This window comes from Sinorhizobium alkalisoli, assembly GCF_008932245.1.
Taxonomy (GTDB): domain Bacteria; phylum Pseudomonadota; class Alphaproteobacteria; order Rhizobiales; family Rhizobiaceae; genus Sinorhizobium; species Sinorhizobium alkalisoli.
Genome location: NZ_CP034910.1, coordinates 1,151,399 through 1,167,317 on the forward strand (window position 1 = coordinate 1,151,399; position 15,919 = coordinate 1,167,317).

General features: G+C 62.7%; 17 protein-coding genes. 13 read left to right on the forward strand and 4 right to left on the reverse strand.

The window, feature by feature from the left end; translation table 11 throughout:
- The first annotated feature begins 98 nt into the window (after positions 1 to 98).
- From EKH55_RS23165 to EKH55_RS23195, 7 genes are all read left to right on the forward strand, one after another.
- On the forward strand, positions 99 to 1,172 hold the full coding sequence (locus tag EKH55_RS23165) for a 2,3-butanediol dehydrogenase (RefSeq protein ID WP_151613316.1): 1,074 nt from the start codon (positions 99 to 101) through the stop codon (positions 1,170 to 1,172).
- A gap of 67 nt (positions 1,173 to 1,239) precedes the next feature.
- Positions 1,240 to 3,042 (forward strand): flavin-containing monooxygenase, encoded by a 1,803-nt coding sequence (locus EKH55_RS23170; protein WP_151613317.1) that lies wholly within the window; start codon positions 1,240 to 1,242, stop codon positions 3,040 to 3,042.
- A gap of 261 nt (positions 3,043 to 3,303) precedes the next feature.
- Positions 3,304 to 4,131: a transporter substrate-binding domain-containing protein gene (locus EKH55_RS23175; protein ID WP_151613318.1), complete on the forward strand. Its 828-nt coding sequence runs from the start codon at positions 3,304 to 3,306 to the stop codon at positions 4,129 to 4,131.
- 136 nt (positions 4,132 to 4,267) lie between these two features.
- The gene (locus tag EKH55_RS23180) at positions 4,268 to 5,548 is read left to right on the forward strand and encodes an NAD(P)/FAD-dependent oxidoreductase (RefSeq protein ID WP_151613319.1); all 1,281 of its coding nucleotides are present in this window, start codon (positions 4,268 to 4,270) and stop codon (positions 5,546 to 5,548) included.
- Between the two features lie 16 nt (positions 5,549 to 5,564).
- Positions 5,565 to 6,536 carry an amino acid ABC transporter permease gene (locus EKH55_RS23185; protein ID WP_069461234.1) on the forward strand — a complete coding sequence of 324 codons (972 nt, stop codon included), beginning with the start codon at positions 5,565 to 5,567 and terminating at the stop codon, positions 6,534 to 6,536.
- Positions 6,526 to 7,407, forward strand: a complete 882-nt coding sequence (locus EKH55_RS23190; protein WP_151613320.1) for a DMT family transporter — start codon at positions 6,526 to 6,528, stop codon at positions 7,405 to 7,407. The genes EKH55_RS23185 and EKH55_RS23190 overlap by 11 nt, the downstream gene beginning before the upstream one ends.
- Positions 7,408 to 7,423: 16 nt before the next feature.
- Positions 7,424 to 8,179, forward strand: a complete 756-nt coding sequence (locus tag EKH55_RS23195; protein ID WP_151613321.1) for an amino acid ABC transporter ATP-binding protein — start codon at positions 7,424 to 7,426, stop codon at positions 8,177 to 8,179.
- 34 nt (positions 8,180 to 8,213) lie between these two features.
- Here EKH55_RS23195 and EKH55_RS23200 read toward each other — a convergent pair whose 3' ends face one another.
- Entirely contained in the window at positions 8,214 to 9,026 is an 813-nt protein-coding gene (locus EKH55_RS23200; protein WP_151613322.1) for a PfkB family carbohydrate kinase, read from the reverse strand.
- 180 nt (positions 9,027 to 9,206) lie between these two features.
- The gene (locus tag EKH55_RS23205; RefSeq protein WP_151613323.1) at positions 9,207 to 10,220 is read right to left on the reverse strand and encodes an SIS domain-containing protein; all 1,014 of its coding nucleotides are present in this window, start codon (positions 10,218 to 10,220) and stop codon (positions 9,207 to 9,209) included.
- 197 nt (positions 10,221 to 10,417) lie between these two features.
- Here EKH55_RS23205 and EKH55_RS23210 point away from each other — a divergent pair, with 197 nt between their 5' ends.
- Entirely contained in the window at positions 10,418 to 11,149 is a 732-nt protein-coding gene (locus tag EKH55_RS23210; protein WP_151613324.1) for a GntR family transcriptional regulator, read from the forward strand.
- Positions 11,150 to 11,236: 87 nt separating this feature from the next.
- Here the strand turns inward: EKH55_RS23210 and EKH55_RS23215 are convergent, their stop codons facing one another.
- Complete coding sequence (locus EKH55_RS23215) at positions 11,237 to 11,695, reverse strand: hypothetical protein (protein WP_151613325.1); 459 nt, start codon at positions 11,693 to 11,695, stop codon at positions 11,237 to 11,239.
- Between the two features lie 634 nt (positions 11,696 to 12,329).
- Here EKH55_RS23215 and EKH55_RS23220 point away from each other — a divergent pair.
- The 5 genes from EKH55_RS23220 to EKH55_RS23240 all read left to right on the forward strand — a co-directional run bounded on the left by EKH55_RS23220 (position 12,330) and on the right by EKH55_RS23240 (position 15,352).
- Positions 12,330 to 12,785, forward strand: coding sequence for a YybH family protein (locus tag EKH55_RS23220; RefSeq protein ID WP_083265465.1), 456 nt, complete (start codon positions 12,330 to 12,332; stop codon positions 12,783 to 12,785).
- Positions 12,786 to 13,267: 482 nt separating this feature from the next.
- Positions 13,268 to 13,654 carry a hypothetical protein gene (locus EKH55_RS23230; RefSeq protein ID WP_151613326.1) on the forward strand — a complete coding sequence of 129 codons (387 nt, stop codon included), beginning with the start codon at positions 13,268 to 13,270 and terminating at the stop codon, positions 13,652 to 13,654.
- Entirely contained in the window at positions 13,605 to 14,408 is an 804-nt protein-coding gene (locus EKH55_RS23235; protein WP_151613327.1) for a nucleotidyl transferase AbiEii/AbiGii toxin family protein, read from the forward strand. The genes EKH55_RS23230 and EKH55_RS23235 overlap by 50 nt, the downstream gene beginning before the upstream one ends.
- 190 nt (positions 14,409 to 14,598) lie before the next feature.
- The gene (locus EKH55_RS29500; RefSeq protein ID WP_192803793.1) at positions 14,599 to 14,739 is read left to right on the forward strand and encodes a hypothetical protein; all 141 of its coding nucleotides are present in this window, start codon (positions 14,599 to 14,601) and stop codon (positions 14,737 to 14,739) included.
- Between the two features lie 70 nt (positions 14,740 to 14,809).
- Positions 14,810 to 15,352 carry a DUF4334 domain-containing protein gene (locus tag EKH55_RS23240; RefSeq protein ID WP_069461227.1) on the forward strand — a complete coding sequence of 181 codons (543 nt, stop codon included), beginning with the start codon at positions 14,810 to 14,812 and terminating at the stop codon, positions 15,350 to 15,352.
- Between the two features lie 388 nt (positions 15,353 to 15,740).
- Here EKH55_RS23240 and EKH55_RS30350 read toward each other — a convergent pair whose 3' ends face one another.
- Positions 15,741 to 15,833: a MucR family transcriptional regulator gene (locus EKH55_RS30350; protein WP_425353258.1), complete on the reverse strand. Its 93-nt coding sequence runs from the start codon at positions 15,831 to 15,833 to the stop codon at positions 15,741 to 15,743.
- Positions 15,834 to 15,919: the final 86 nt, after the last annotated feature.

The following is a 15,919-nucleotide window of genomic DNA, read 5'->3' on the forward strand; positions in this document are numbered from 1 at the left end:
CCTGCCTCCTGAAAACGTTGCATTTTCCTCGCTGTGACAGTTTGGCACGGCCATTGCAGCTCGCTGGTCAACCACAACGGCAGCGATGAGGAGGAAACATGCAAGCCCTCAGGTTCCATGCAGCGAAGGATCTCAGGATCGAGGATGTCCCGGCGCCGAGCGGGCCGGCCGCGGGACAGGTGTTGGTCCGCAACCGGTTTGTCGGCATTTGCGGTACCGATCTGCACGAATATGCCTACGGTCCGATCTTCGTTCCGAAGGAGCCGCATCCATTCACTGGCGCCCATGGGCCGCAGGTTCTGGGCCACGAATTCGGCGGCGTGATCGAGGCTGTCGGCGAAGGAGTGACATCGGTGCGCGCCGGCGACCGGGTTTCGGTGCAGCCGCTGATCATGCCGCGCGCCGGCGACTACTTCGCCGATCGGGGCCTCTTTCACTTAAGCACCGATCTGGCGCTCGCGGGCTTGAGCTGGCACTCCGGCGGCATGGCGGAATACGCGCTGCTCAACGCGTATAATGTCGAGAGGATTCCCGACGAGATGACGGACGAGGAGGCCGCGCTGGTCGAGCCGAGCGCGGTTGCGGTCTACGCCTGCGATCGCGGTGGGGTGACGGCCGGCAGCAGCGTGCTCGTCACCGGCGCCGGCCCCATCGGCGTTCTGACGCTGCTTGCTGCACGCGCCGCCGGCGCCGCGCAGCTTTTCGTTTCCGACATCAACGATGCTCGCCTCGAGTTCGCGGCTTCGATCCTGCCGGAAATCACGCCGATCAACCCGCGACGAGAAAACCCGGGTGAGCTGGTACGCGCCCGCACGGAAGGCGTGGTCGGCTGCGACGTCGCCATCGAATGCGTCGGAAACGAGCATGCCCTCAAGGTCTGCGTCGATGCCGTGCGCAAGCAGGGCGTCGTCGTGCAGACGGGGCTGCATCCGCACGAAAACCCCCTCGACTGGTTCCAGGTCACCTTCAAGGACATCGATCTGCGCGGCTCCTGGGCCTATCCGACTCACTATTGGCCGCGCGTCATCCGCTTGATCGCGTCGGGCCTGCTGCCGGCGAAGCGGGTCGTCACCGCGCGCATTCCCCTCGACCGGGCCGTGGCGGAGGGGTTCGATGCGCTTCTCGACCCGGCTGGCAGACACCTGAAGATCCTGATCGACCTCACGAAGTGATTTCCCGCATTCGCGCGGGCGGATGAGGAGCCGCCAGTGCGCCATTCAAGCGAAAAGGAGGATACCCATGCTTGAAGAAAGTCCAAACACCCGCATCGACACCGTGCTTACCAAGCTCGGCAAGGCCCTGGAACAGGGCAACATCGATGGCGTCGTCAACCTGTTCCAGGCCGATTGCTACTGGCGCGATCTCGTCGCCTTCACCTGGAACCTCAAAACCATGGAGGGGCAGGACCAGATCCGCGACATGCTGACGAGCCAACTTGCGGCGATCAAGCCGGCACGGTTGCGGCAGGACGAGAAGGAGCCGGCGACGGGCGCCGACGGCGTGACCGAAGGCTGGTTCGAATTCGAAACCGAGGTGGCGCGCGGCTACGGCCATATGCGTCTCAAGAACGGGCTGATCTGGACGCTGCTGACGACGATGACGGAGCTGAAGGGGCATGAGGAACCGAAGGGCTTGAGGCGGCCGCTCGGCGCCGAGCACGGCCATGACCCCGAGCGCAAGACCTGGAAGGAAAAGCGCGACGCGGAAGCCGCCGAACTCGGCCATGGGACCCAGCCCTATGTCGTCGTCATCGGCGGCGGCCAGGGCGGGATAGCGCTCGGCGCTCGGCTTCGCCAGCTCGGCGTCCCGACGATCATCATCGAGAGGAACGAACGGCCCGGCGATAGCTGGCGCAAGCGCTACAAGTCGCTCTGCCTGCACGACCCGGTTTGGTATGATCATCTGCCCTATATCCCGTTTCCGGAAAACTGGCCGGTCTTCGCGCCGAAGGACAAGATCGGGGATTGGCTGGAAATGTACACCAAGGTGATGGAGCTCAACTACTGGAGCTCGACCACGTGCAAGTCGGCGCAATACGACGAGGCGGCCAAGGAATGGACGGTCGTCGTCGATCGCAACGGGGAGGAGGTCGTCCTCAGGCCGAAACAGCTCGTTCTCGCAACCGGCATGTCCGGCAAGCCGAACATTCCGAAACTCGAAGGCCAGGACATTTTCAAGGGCGAACAGCAGCATTCGTCGCAGCATCCCGGCCCCGATGCCTATCGCGGCAAGAAGGTGGTGGTGATCGGCTCCAACAATTCCGCCCACGACATCTGCGCGGCCCTCTGGGAAGGCGGCGCCGACGTGACGATGGTGCAGCGCTCATCGACGCACATCGTGCGATCGGACACGTTGATGGAGATCGGGCTCGGCGACCTCTACTCCGAACGGGCGGTCGCCGCCGGCATGACGACGCGCAAGGCGGACCTGATCTTCGCCTCGCTGCCGTACCGGATCATGCACGAGTTCCAAATCCCGCTCTACGAGAAGATGCGCGAGCGCGACGCGAAGTTTTACGCAGACCTGGAGAAAGCGGGTTTCCTGCTCGATTGGGGCGCCGACGGTTCCGGCTTGTTCCTGAAATATCTGCGTCGCGGCTCCGGCTACTACATCGACGTCGGGGCCTGCGACCTCGTCATCGACGGCAGCATCAAGCTCAAATCCGGATCCGATGTGAGCCACCTCACCGAAGATGCGGTCGTGCTGAAGGACGGCACGGTCCTACCCGCCGATCTCGTCGTTTATGCGACCGGCTATGGCTCGATGAACGGCTGGGCCGCCGACCTCATCTCCAGGCAAGTCGCCGACAAGGTCGGCAAGGTCTGGGGGCTCGGTTCCGACACACCGAAGGACCCCGGCCCCTGGGAGGGCGAGCAGCGAAACATGTGGAAGCCGACGCAGCAGGAGGCGCTCTGGTTCCATGGCGGCAACCTGCACCAGTCGCGTCACTATTCACAGTATCTCTCGCTGCAACTGAAGGCCCGCGCCGAGGGTATTCCCACCCCCGTGTACGGCTTGCAGGAGCGTCACCATCTTTCCTGATCGGGAAACGCCAGCCGAGAACAATCTCGGCTGGCGTGCCAACCGGGGCTGGCAGTTCGCTTCTCCCGCGACACCGGAGCGGCGGGAAATCGGGGCGGCGCAGCCCCGGCCGCCATCACAAATCCGCATGGTCTCATCATTTCGTTTCATGGGCGCAGTGACGATCCTGGCTTGACACGCGGGTCGTGCGATTTACAGTCCGAGTTGTCAGACATCTTACACGGCTGCGAACTTGTCGCTGACGGAGAACGGGAGGAATTCGTGAAAAAACTGTTTGCACAGCTTGCCATCGGCGTCGCCGCATTGGCCCTTGCGACAGCGGCACAGGCGGGCGAAACGCTCGACCGGGTCATGGGCAAGAAGGCCATGGTGGTTGCCACCAACAGCGGCTGGCCGCCCCAGAGCTATCTCGACGACAGCAATCAGCTCGTCGGTTTCGACATCGACGTCTCGCGGGAAATCGCCAAACGGCTCGGGGTCGAGGTCAGTTTCGAGACGCCCGATTGGGCCACGCTGACCGGCGGTCGCTGGCAGGGACGCTACGATCTCGGCGTCGGCTCCGTCACCCCGACGAAAGCGCGCGCCCAGGTGATCGACTTCGCCGGCGTCTATTACTACAGCCCGTACGTCTACGTGCTGCACAAGGACAGTCAGGCGAAATCCGTTGCCGACCTCAATGGCAAGATCATCGGTGTCGAGACTGCGACGACGTCGGAGGATTACATCCGCCGTCAGCTGGAAATCGACGCGCCCGGCCTTCCGCCGGTCGAATATAAGGTGGACCCGGGCGAAGTCCGCACCTTCGCCGACTCCATGCTGCCCTTCGACGATCTGCGCCTCGGCGACGGCGTGCGCCTGGATGCGGTCATTGCCCCGGAGCAAACCGCGCTCAACGCCATCAAGAATGGCTATCCGCTGCGCGTCCTCGATGGGGAATATGCCTTCAAGGAGCCATTGGTGGTGATTGCCGAGAAGGTCGACGCGGACTGGACGAAGAAGGTCGGCGCCATCATCGGCGAAATGAAGGAGGACGGTACGCTCGCAGCCCTCACCACCAAGTGGTATGGGAAGGATTATAGCGCCGACTGATATTGCAGGATCGTGATCTGGGTCTCACCAGATCACGATCCGCTCCGTTCCAATGACCTGTGGGCGACGCGGCGGGCAGCGACCGCCATGCCTGTGTCGCGCCGGCACCGTTCCAGCGACCTTTGCGCGAGAGAAGATGTCCTATCCCGAGACCTATTACAAACGGACCTTGGCCGATGCGAAGGTCAGACCAGTTCTGTCGGAAGCGATCGAATGTGACACCGTTATCGTCGGAGGAGGGCTGGCAGGTCTGACAACCGCACTGCAGCTCGTACGCGCCGGCCAATCGGTCGTCGTGCTCGAGGCGGAAAGCGTCGGGTTCGGCGCTTCCGGCCGCAATGGAGGCTTCGTCAGCCCGGGCTTTGCTACCGGCAGCGCCGAGATCGCCCGCAGGGCGGGCGGCGAGGCGGCCTGGCAATTGCATCGCCTTTCGATCGAAGGCGTCGATTTCGTGCGCGAAACGATCGAGGCCCTCAAGATCGACGGCGCCGGACCGCAGCCCGGCATCATCAGCGTTGTGCGCCATGACGACGGAGGCAGGCTCAAGGCCCACGCGGACGAACTGAAACGCAGCTATGGCTACGAGCTCGACTATCTCGACACGGAAGAGGTCCGCTCCATTCTCAAGTCGAAGCGCTATTTCCAGGGGCTGCGCGACCGTCGGGCCTTCCATATGCATCCGCTCAATTACCTGCGCGGGCTTGCCGACGAAGTGGAGCGGCTCGGCGGGCGGATCTATGAGGGATCGGCTGCGACGAAATGTGCGCTCGGCGGCGCCGAAAAGCTGGTGTCCACCGCTTGCGGCCGGGTCAAGGCACGCCGGGTCGTCTTCACCACGGGCGGCTATACGGGCTCCCTCAACGGCCGGCTGAAGCGCTCTTTCCTGCCGATCGCGACCTATGTGATGGTGAGCGAGCAGGCGCCCGAACTCCTGCGCAGCGCCATCGCCACCACGGACGCGGTTGGCGACAACCGCCGTGCCGGCGACTACTACCGCCTGGTCGACGGCGGAAGGCGGCTGTTGTGGGGAGGAAGGATCACCACGCGCGCTGCCTCGCCGGCCACGCTTGCGAAGGAACTGCGGCGCGAGATGGTCGGCACATATCCGCAGTTGAAGGATCTGAAGACGGAGCTCGCCTGGTCGGGCCTGATGTCCTATGCGCGGCACCTGATGCCCCAGATCGGCGAAATGCAGCCGGGTGTCTGGTATTGCACGGCCTTCGGCGGCCATGGCCTCAACACGACGGCGATCGGCGGAAAGCTGGTGGCCGAGGGCATTTTGGGCGAGTCCCATCGCTACACGCTTTTCAAGCCCTTCGGGCTCGTCTGGACCGGGGGTTATGCGGGGCGCGCCGTCGCGCAGCTCACCTATTGGAAATTGCAGGCACAGGACTGGTGGCGCGAGCGCGCGGCCTGAACGCCGGAGGGAACGAATGATCGGCCGTCTGATACTGACTTATCCAGATGCCGCGCGGCGCACGGGGGTGTTCGTCATCCTCGCGCTCATCACCGTCGCGATCTACGGAATGGGGGTAAGCCCCGCCTGGCTCGGGCATGTGCTACCGACCGCATCGGACTGGCTCGCCGCCAACCCTGCGCCGGCACGGCTATTGGGCGCGACCATTATCGCCGCGATTGCGGTCGTGAACTGGCAGGCGCTCAGGCAACTGCCGCGCAGATTCCAGGTGGTCGGCGTCTGGATAGAGCTTTTCGTGCTGCTTATGCTGTTCTTCTATTCCTTCAATCTTTCCTTTGCTTTCATCGGGAAAAAGGTCGGCTTTCTGATTTCACAGGGCGTCGTCACGACGCTCTATATCTCGGTGATCTCGATTGCCGCCGCGACCGTCATCGCGCTTGCCGGGGCAATCGCGAAGCTTTCCAGGAACGGCGTCGTCTACGGACTTGCGACCTTCTATACCTCCCTTTTCCGCGGCCTGCCGCTCCTGATGCAGATCTACATCATCTATCTCGGCCTGCCGCAGGTGGGTTATGTGATCAGCGCGGTGCCGGCGGGCATCCTCGCTCTCTCGCTTTGCTATGGCGCCTACATGACGGAAATCTTCCGCGCCGGCATAGAGAGCATTCCGCGGGGGCAGACGGAAGGGGCGACCGCACTCGGTTTGAGCCCGAGCCAGACGATGGGACTGGTGATCCTGCCGCAGGCGATGCGCGTCATCATCCCGCCGACCGGCAACCAGTTCATCGCGATGCTGAAGGATTCCTCGCTCGTTTCCGTGGTTGGCGTCTGGGAACTCATGTATCTCGCCCGCACCCAAGGGCAGACCGAGTTCCGCCACATCGAAATGCTGATCACCGCCTCGATGATCTACTGGCTTCTTTCGGTCGGGCTGGAATTCCTGCAGTCCCGCATCGAAGCCCGGTTCGGACGCTCCAATGTCCGTTGACGCGAACGTGGCGGCGGCAGGGGCCGGCATGCGGCGGAACATGCGTGCGGCCACGCTCGGCTTCATGGCCTTCGCCGTCTTCTCCGGCGCCGACGTCATGGTGAAGCTTCTGGCGGAGCGTTTCCCGGTGCCGCAGGTGACGTTCATGATCACGATCGCGGCGCTGACGCTCCTTGGCGCCTACGCCGGCGCAACCGGCAACGGCGGATCGCTGCTGCCGCGCCACCCGCGTCTCGCCCTCATGCGCGCACTCCTGCTCGCCGTCGATACGCTCCTCATTCATTACGCGTTTTCGATGCTGCCGCTCGCCGAAGCCTACCTGCTGGCGTTCCTGACGCCGCTTCTGGTGGCGATCCTCGCCTTCGTGCTGCTTGGCGAAAGACTGTCGCCACTCGCCTGGAGCGGGGTGGTGATCGGTTTCGTCGGCGTCGCCGTCGCGCTCCGGCCGGGAATTGCGCCGCTCAATCTCGGCCATGCCGCGGCCGCGGCCTCGGCTCTCGCCTTTGCGCTTTCCCTTGTTCTCCTCAGGCGCGCGAAGGCGAGCGAAAGCGACCTGGCTCTCGTCGCGACGTTGCTCGTCGTGCTTGCCGCCACCGCATTGATCGCCTCCGAGATCGGCGGCGGGCTGAAGGCGGCGACGCTAACCGAACTTCTCGGCGCCGGCGGGGCGGGTCTCTTGCTGCTGGGCGGCCATTTCCTCCTGGTGCGCGCTTTCCGTGTCGGCGATGCGTCGGTCGTGGCGCCGTTCCAATACAGTCAGATCGTCTGGGGCGGCCTCTACGGGGCGCTCGTATTTTCCGCTCCGATCGAGCTGCACACGATAATCGGCGCCCTCGTTATCGTGTTCTCCGCATGGCTCGTCCTGAAATGAAATTCCGGAGGTAAGAATGCCCACTTCGATCGACATCGCCACCTCGGAGATCGCGCTCTGCGGTGTCCACAAATGGTATGGCCGCTATCACGCGCTCGACGACATCAACCTTTCGATCGCGCCGCGTGAGAAGGTGGTCATTTGCGGCCCGTCGGGCTCCGGCAAGTCGACGCTGATCCGCTGCATTAACCGCCTCGAGGCGCACGAGCAGGGCGACATCACTGTCGGCGGCGTCGAACTTGGCCAGGACGAGCGCAAGGTGGATGCCGTCCGACGCGAGGTCGGCATGGTCTTTCAGCAGTTCAATTTGTTTCCGCACCTGACCATCATCGAGAATTGCATCCTCGCGCCGATGTGGGTGAAGAAGATACCGCGCAAGCAGGCGATCGAGATCGCCATGCACTTTCTCGGCCGGGTGCACATTCCGGAGCAGGCGAACAAATATCCGGGCCAGCTTTCGGGCGGTCAGCAGCAGCGGGTGGCGATAGCCAGGGCGCTCTGCATGAATCCAAAGGTCATGCTCTTCGACGAGCCGACATCCGCTCTCGATCCGGAAATGGTCAAGGAAGTGCTCGACACGATGGTGGCGCTGGCAAATGACGGCATGACCATGATCTGCGTGACGCACGAGATGGGTTTTGCGCGGCAGGTGGCGGACCGGGTGATCTTCATGGACCGCGGCCGCATCGTCGAAGAGGGCGAGCCGGAAGAATTCTTCGCGCGCCCGAAGACGGAGCGCGCCGGTCTGTTCCTGAGCCAGTTGCTGCATTGAAAGCCGCAGGCGGTGCGGCGAAACTTGGCATAAGTCAGAGCGGCTGCGGATCCTGGGGAAAGCCGCCGACATGGGTGCAGGTCAGTGCTGCCAGATCGCGTCCGGCATGCAGGCATGCGGCGAGTGGCCGACGCGCGATGTGGGCCGCTATGAAACCGGCGATGAAACTGTCGCCGGCGCCGGTCGTGTCGACCACCTGCACCGGTCGGATGCCCGCCGTGGCATATGCCGCGCCATCGCTTGTAAGCGAACCCTTGCCGCCGCGCGTCACCACGGCAAGCCGCGCGCCGCCTTCAAGAAAATCATGGACGAGGCGTTCGGCCCTGGCGCTGTCCTCGCCGGCCGAGCCGAAGGCGATCGATAGCCCCGTGACGCCGAGATCGGCGGCCGCGGCATTCACCGAGACGTCCTGCGAGACGCTCACTCCCGCCTGGGAAAGCGCTCGCCGGAGCGCGCCGCCATCGTCGAGCCAGCCGATATGCACGTGGTCCATCGTTTGCAGCGCCTCGACCTCGGCCGGCGCCGGCCGGTATCCCGCACAGACCCCAAAATCCTCGTGAACGAATATCCGGTCGCCCGCGGGCGTGACCTCGACGTCGGTATGGGCGGTGTTGCCCTCGCGCTCGCGCAGATAGTCTACGTGCACACCATTGTCACGCAATCGGCCGCGGACCTTGGCGCCGCCGGAGTCGCGGCCTACGGCGCCGAAGTAGAAGGCCTCATGGCCGAGCCGCGCCAGTTGCACGGCGACATTGATGGCATTGCCGCCGACATAGGATCGTGCCAGGGGAGGGAGGAAGCGATCGATGCAATTGTCGCCGACGGCGGCGAGACGAAAAGCGGCCATGGCTGGCTCCGGGGCGTGGTGACGAGGCCGAGGACGGAAGCTGCGTCCACGGCCTTCGGTGTTTTGCCGGCTGCACGGTTACAGCGCCGCGTGCCTTTTCAGACGCGCAAAGGCCGCCGCAACTCTTTGAACCGGGGCATCGAGCTTCCAGAAAATCGGTACGATTTTCGGGCCGATGCGTCAGTAGGCAACGCGCTTGTAGTAGCGCCGCGTCGTCAGCGGATGATTGCGCATGATTTCGAGATGCGCGCTGATGCGTTCGAGCACGGTCGCAAGGACGATCGGCGAGACGAGGCCGCGCGCCTCGGGGGAAATGCCGGGCAGCGCAAACTCCGCGGTGTCGAGCACCGTCAGCTTGTTGGTATAGTTGCGCGCGAAGGTCTCCAGGCGGTCGGCGAGCGGCCGCAGGCTGTCCTCGCCCTTGAAGAGAACCACGCTGACGTCCTTCTCGACGAGCTCCAGCGTGCCGTGGAAGAAATCGGACGCGTGGACGGGACGGGTGCGGATCCATTGCATTTCTTCGAGGATGCACATGCCGTAATAGAAGGCCTCGGGCCAGGCATTCCCCGCGCCGGTAATGATATGATAGTCCGAGCCGGCAAGGATTCTCGCGACGTCCTCGGCCTTCTCCTCGTAGCTGCGCTTCACCTCGAGCAGGAGTCGCGGAAGCGCCTCGAGCTCGCGGACGATCTGCTCGTAGTTCTCGATTTCACCGCGGTGGCGCATGATCGAGAGCGCGAGGAAGAGCGATTGCAGGTAGAAGGACTCGCAGGATGTGTCGTCCTCGGCGAAATTGACGAAGGCGTGATCGCCGCCTTTGCCGAGCGGCGTTTCTTCATGCCCGACCAGCGTCAGGACGGTCGCACCCACCTCCTTCGCCTTGGCGAGGAAAGCGACGCTCTCCTTCGTCGTGCCGGAAAGGGAGGGGATGACGATGATCGACCTCGCCGTGAGGTTGGCCGATCCGGTGACGACGAGCTCCGCCGGCAGGTCGATGAAGACGGGGAAGCGCGACCGGCGCTGCAGCAGCTGGGCCGCGGGCTGCATCAGAATGGCGGCGCCACCGGTTCCGAGAAAGAAGATGTTCTCCGCGCCTTTTTCTAGGCAGGACGCAATGACTTCGTCCAGGCGCTGTCTAAGGGCGACCGCGCCCGACTGGATCCGAAGGAATCTCGGTTCGTCAAAATTCAGCATGTGTTCTCTCTCGTTTTGTCCCTGCAGCAATGTTGTAAGACAACTGACAACATTGCCCAAGAGTGTCAAGCGAGATTTCTTGCGCAATCCGGATAAGGTAATGCCAGAAACGAATTGCACCCAGCCGGCGAAGTCTTGACCCGCCCGGATTTGTCAGACAAGAAGGACTTCATCTGTTTTTCACCCGGAGCGACGAATTGGACGAGCCCCTTCGCGACACGCGCACACTGGTAATCCAGCTTCGCGACCGTATCGCCGACCTGATCCGGGACGAGGGGCTCAATCCAGGCGACAAGCTGCCGACCGAAGCCCAGCTCACGCAACGCTTCAAGATCTCGCGTCCGGCGCTGCGCGAGGCGCTGAAGCTGCTCGAGCAGGACGGGATCATCTATGTCGAGCACGGCCGCGGCAGATTTGTTTCTCCGATGTCGGCCGTGCGGGTGGACCGGCCGATCACCGTCTTCGAGAGCGTCACCGATATGACGCGACACTACGGCTACGAGACGGTGAGCAAGGTGCTGTCGATCGCGGAGGAGATACCCGATGCGGCCACCGCCGAACAATTGCGGCTTGGGCGAGGCGAGCGCGTCATTCGGCTCGAGCGACTGCGGCTGCAGCGTGACACGCCGATTCTCTATTGCCTCGATTATCTGCCGCGCAGCATTGTCCCGGCCCGGCTCTACGACGTCGACTGGAGCGGTTCGCTGTTGGACCTGCTCGACAAATACAAGCATCGCCCGCGCATGTCCGCAGCGACCGTCTCCGCGGTGATGCTGCCGGAAGACGTGATCGAGCGACATGATCTCAGGGATTTCGGGCCGGCACTGCTGATCCGCGAGACCTGTTACAGCCCCGACGGCAAGCCCGTCATCTACGCCATCGACTACCATCGTGGCAGCCACTTCACCTTCAGCTTCGCGCGCAAATAACCACAGCGCGCAGCGGTTTTGGGATAACGACATGCAGCAACGCGCCTTAGTTCGGGCGCCTCGAGACCGGTCCGGCGTCTCTCCCGATCACCCGTGTCTCCTGTTGAAGTCGCGTTTGCCCCTGTTGCGCATGAGGATTTCTGACAGGAGCCTGCGGTCATCCTCGGACATGGCGGCAATCCACTTATTGGTGAAATAGCCCAATTCGTGGGTGGAGAAGGGTGCCGGGTTTCTCGCGTGGGGAACGAGCGTGTCGACAAGCGTTTGCCCCAGCAGCAAGCGGTCCCACTCCTCCTCGCTAATGGGCTCTGCCTCCTTCGGCGCGACCGCGGCCACCCGTGGCACCGTCTTGATCGGGGCCCCGGTCAGAACCGGCCTGCCCTCTACGGCGCCGCGCGTCTTTTCAGACGCGCAAAGGTCGCTGTAGCTCTTTGAATCTGCGCATCGAGCTTTCCGAAATCGGGTACGATTTTCGGGCCGATGCGCTAGGACCGTCACGTTCCTGGAAGTCTCCGGCCTGCAGAACAGCCATTCCATCAGGCTCATCGCTTGCTCCACCATTTCGACCATTGTCGTCGCCCCGACACCACGTCCGGCATCACAGGGCGGGACGGATCTCTTTCATTTTCCGCCGGTGCCCTGCCGCCGATATAGACGTCATTCAACCTTTTGATCCATTCGGCCAGTTGGCCGATGCTTGTTCCGGAGAGGATCAGCCGATTGGTCTAGGACGACGGTTGGCGTTTGCCGTCCTCCTCTTCCGTCATCCTCGGCTCGAGGCAGCTCGAGGCCGAGGATGACGGTGGAGTGAAGGCTGAGGATGGCGGTGGAGGGAGTGGCAGTGGGCAGACGATTGCGTCGGAGGGAGGAGAAAGGGGGCCAGTACGACGTGTAAGGGGATCCGGAGTCCGCCTCGAACCATATCGGCACTGCCACCACTGCTAGCTAACGCAGCCTCCATGGAATGGCGGAAGGCCGCCGGCACACACCTCGTGGACGCCGTGAGCGCCGAGACCGTAGGGCAGAAGACGATACCAGCTCGGCTCGCCTTGCCGGCCGAGGATAAGGGGGCCGCCCAAACGGGCTAACGTGATTGCTGCCGGCCTTTGCGTACAATTGCGTACCGAAAAACCTCGTCTTTGCTACACTTGGCGATCCAACCGAATGGGAGGAGAGAACCATGCGCATAATCTCGACCGCGTTTCTGGCGCTCGCCGTCGGCATTGGCTTGGCCGGATCCGTTGAAGCCCAATCGGCACGGTCGGACATTGAGGCCGCGCTCGTGACGTTCACCAAGGCGTTCAACACCAAGGACGCAGCTGCGGTTGCGGCCCACTACGCGGAGGATGCCGCCATTCTGCCGCCCGACAGCCCGCGCGTGGATGGACGCGACAAGATTCAACAGTTCTGGCAGGGAGCAATCGACGGCGGGGTTTCCGATCTCGCCCTTGAAGCCGTGGAAATCAGTGAAAGCGGTGACTTCGCCTTTGAGGTAGGGAAATTCAGCCTGAAAGCCCCCGGAAAGGATGCCAATTCAGTGGACCAGGCTGGCAAATACATCGTCATCTGGAAAAAGGGAGCGGATGGCGCCTGGCACCTGTACCGGGACATCTGGAACGCTGATCCTGCCAAATAGCAGTGACGTAACCGGACGAACGTTCCGTCCGGATGCGGGCGGGGCCGGAAGGGGCCGCGCATGTGCGTCCCAGCGCGGAGTCACCTTGCGACGGACGGCAAGGGAGTCCCGAGGGCATCCGGACGGATACGGCAGGTCTCTGGTCGAAGGCCAGCGACCACGTGCATTGCTTCGCTCCTGACCGGGTGCTCATCGGCAAGAACTTTTCGACCGCAAGCGGTCGCGAACCTCCTTCGGGCGGTTCACGGCGCGCCGCCTCATCATTGCCGCGACCACGTCGCTCGACCTATGTTACCGCAACCGGCGCCGAGGTCCCGTGAGAGGCGCGGGAGTGGAAGTCGGATCCCGACGGCTGCTGCATTGGCGCAACTGGAATTAGGCAGCAATTGCCGACGGACGTCTATCCGTTCCGCTCCAATAGCGTGAACACCTTGATCCGTATCCCGGATACGCCTATATTGCCCATGTGGGAGTTCGTGTCCATGTCCGTAAAAGAGCGCATCAAAAGATATCGGGAGAGCGGAGGAGCAGCCGATCTCGTTCGGGTGGAAGTTCTCGTGCCAAGAGCGCGTCGAGATGAGATCGTGAACATTGCCGCGGAATTTCGCTCCGAGCATCGGGCCGAGAAGCGTCGACTTGCGGAATTCATCAAGATGGCGACCGAGCGGTACGGTCCGGGAGTGTTCGACAACATCGACCTCGACAAGTTAAACGATCTTCGGCAGAAGGCACGGGTCGTTGCTAACGCTCTTATGGAGCGCGGTGATGCGCGAGCTTATGCAATGGGGCGAAAAATGGTTTCCCAACTCGGAGAAGCTGATGGCACTGACGCAGATCCAAAAGGACATCGGCTCGAACAGGTCCGATAGCAGCTACATTGCTGGCGGATTGGTCTTGAACATGGACTGGCCACGCGTGTCCGATGACATCGATATCTTTCATGACACCGACGAGGAAATCGGATCTGCCGCGGATGCGGACATCGAGAAACTGAGGGCTGACGGTTTCAAGGTCTCTGTCGAGATCAATATCTACGGCTGCGTCGAGGCAAGTGTGATGCGCGCTGGGGAATACACTCTTGTCCAATGGATGAGCGAGACGCGAACGCGCTTCTTTCCGCTCGTCAGGGATGATGAATGGGGAGCACGTCTGCACCGATCCGACCTTGCCGTGAACAAGGTGATTGCCGCCTCCACGCGGACGAAGGCTCGAGACTACGTCGATCTGCTGATGATCGATACCCACATGTGCCCGCTAGGGCCAGTGATTATGGCCGCAGCAGGCAAACCTCCGCACTTCTCGCCATTGCGTATAGTCGATGAGATTCGGCGCAGGGCGCTCTCCGTCACAAATGGGGACAATACTACGGTTCGTGGCCTACCTTCCGACTGGACCGCGGCAAGGATCCGGGATGAACTCGTTGCTGCTCTGGATCGCGCAGAAAACTACCTGCGCAATGCGCCCCCCGAACTCGTCGGGATACTGGCCGTGGATACCGCAGGAGTTCCGATGGAGGTCTATGATCTCAGCACCAAAGGGATCAAATATCGCAAAGCGACCTCGGAGCCCGAAGTTACACCAGAGTTGCCCGAAACGGTAAACCGCTGGGGGGATGTCATCTGACTCGGTGGCGACTCGCCAGACCGCGGGCGGAGGCAATCCCTCGAAAGAGAAGAGCCCAATGTCAGCCCGGAGGCCATTGCGGATCACAACACGCGTGCTGCGCTCGGTCTCTTGTTTCGCGGTCCCATGGCGCGCCAGGAAGTCGCGCCGGCCCCGGTCTTACGGAACGGCGCGCATTCGCAAGCACCTGATGGGACAAGGCCTGGTGCGCGAGGGCGAGTGCCGGTCGGCGCGCTACGCGGCCAAGGCCACGATTGCAGGCAGAGAGGGGACCGTCTTCCATCAGCCGGACGAACTCGCCGGGTATCATGAACCGCTGCTCATGCCATAGGCGGCCGCGCACAGCGGGAGCACTATATCGATAATCGCCCGGCAGTCAGTTTTCCGGATCAAGCCCGCCAATGAATGAACGACTGACGTTTCCATCCGAAAGCGCAGCTTTCGCCTTTTTCGACAGGCTGCAGCCGGTACCCACCGGGGAGCTCGTTGGCGTGTGGCTGGGACGCGGCGTCACCACCGGGCACCCGCTGGACGGCGTTCTCGAAAATCTCGGCTGGTACGGCAAGCGCTTCCGGGCCGACGGGCGCGCCGATGCGCTGTTGTTTCGCGTCGGCGACAACCGGCTGCTGCCGATCGATCCCGCTCTGATCCCGCTGGGGCTTGCCCTTCGTTTTCACCGCTTCGCGCGCACCGAAGCGGCAAGAAACCTGTTTTCCCATCTGGCGCTGCACCTGCGCGCGAAAGGCCCCGTCGCCTCGTTGAGGTCAATGCCCTTCCGCGGGGCCATGAGCGCGGCGATGGTCTATGACAGAAAACCCATCATCGATCATTTTCGGAAGATCGATCGCGATCGCGTTCTGGGGGTGATGCAGATCGAAGGGGGCGACCGGCATTACTTCTTTGAACTCGAGCGCGTGACGGACGGGACCGCGGAGGCGAGATGAGCCGGATTGGTGGGCCAGTCGCGGATTATCGCCAACGCGTTGATCGAACGGGGAGATGCCCGCGCTTTTGCGATTGGGCCGTCGTTCGCTCCCTGAACTCGAGGACAACGCATGTCTGGGCGGAAGCGCTTCCGTACCCCCGAGGTTCTAGTGAGGCGTATCGACGGCCTTCGGGATCGGCGCCAACCCTGCCGATCTAGGAACTCAGGCTCGGCTCAAATATTGCCGAGTAGGTGAAGCGAGCTTCCAAACGGGGCTTCAGCGCGCCATCAAATTCCATACCGGCTCGGGCGCGGCGGACAGAGGGTCTCTTGCCCAATCTGGATGCCGCCAGTTTCGACTGATGTTGCGCATAATTCGGAGTGGTGATCGGACAGGCCGCGGGCAGTTAACATTTCTGCCGGTATTGTTCCGGAGTGAGACCGTATTTCGCCGTCAGGCGCCGCTTCAGTGATTTGAGCTTCTTGCCGTCCTCAGGCAAACCATGAACTCGCCCGTCGCCCCGAAATCCTTTCAGACAGAAATCGACGAAGACAAGCTCGTCGAGGAACTGAAGTTCTTGCGATC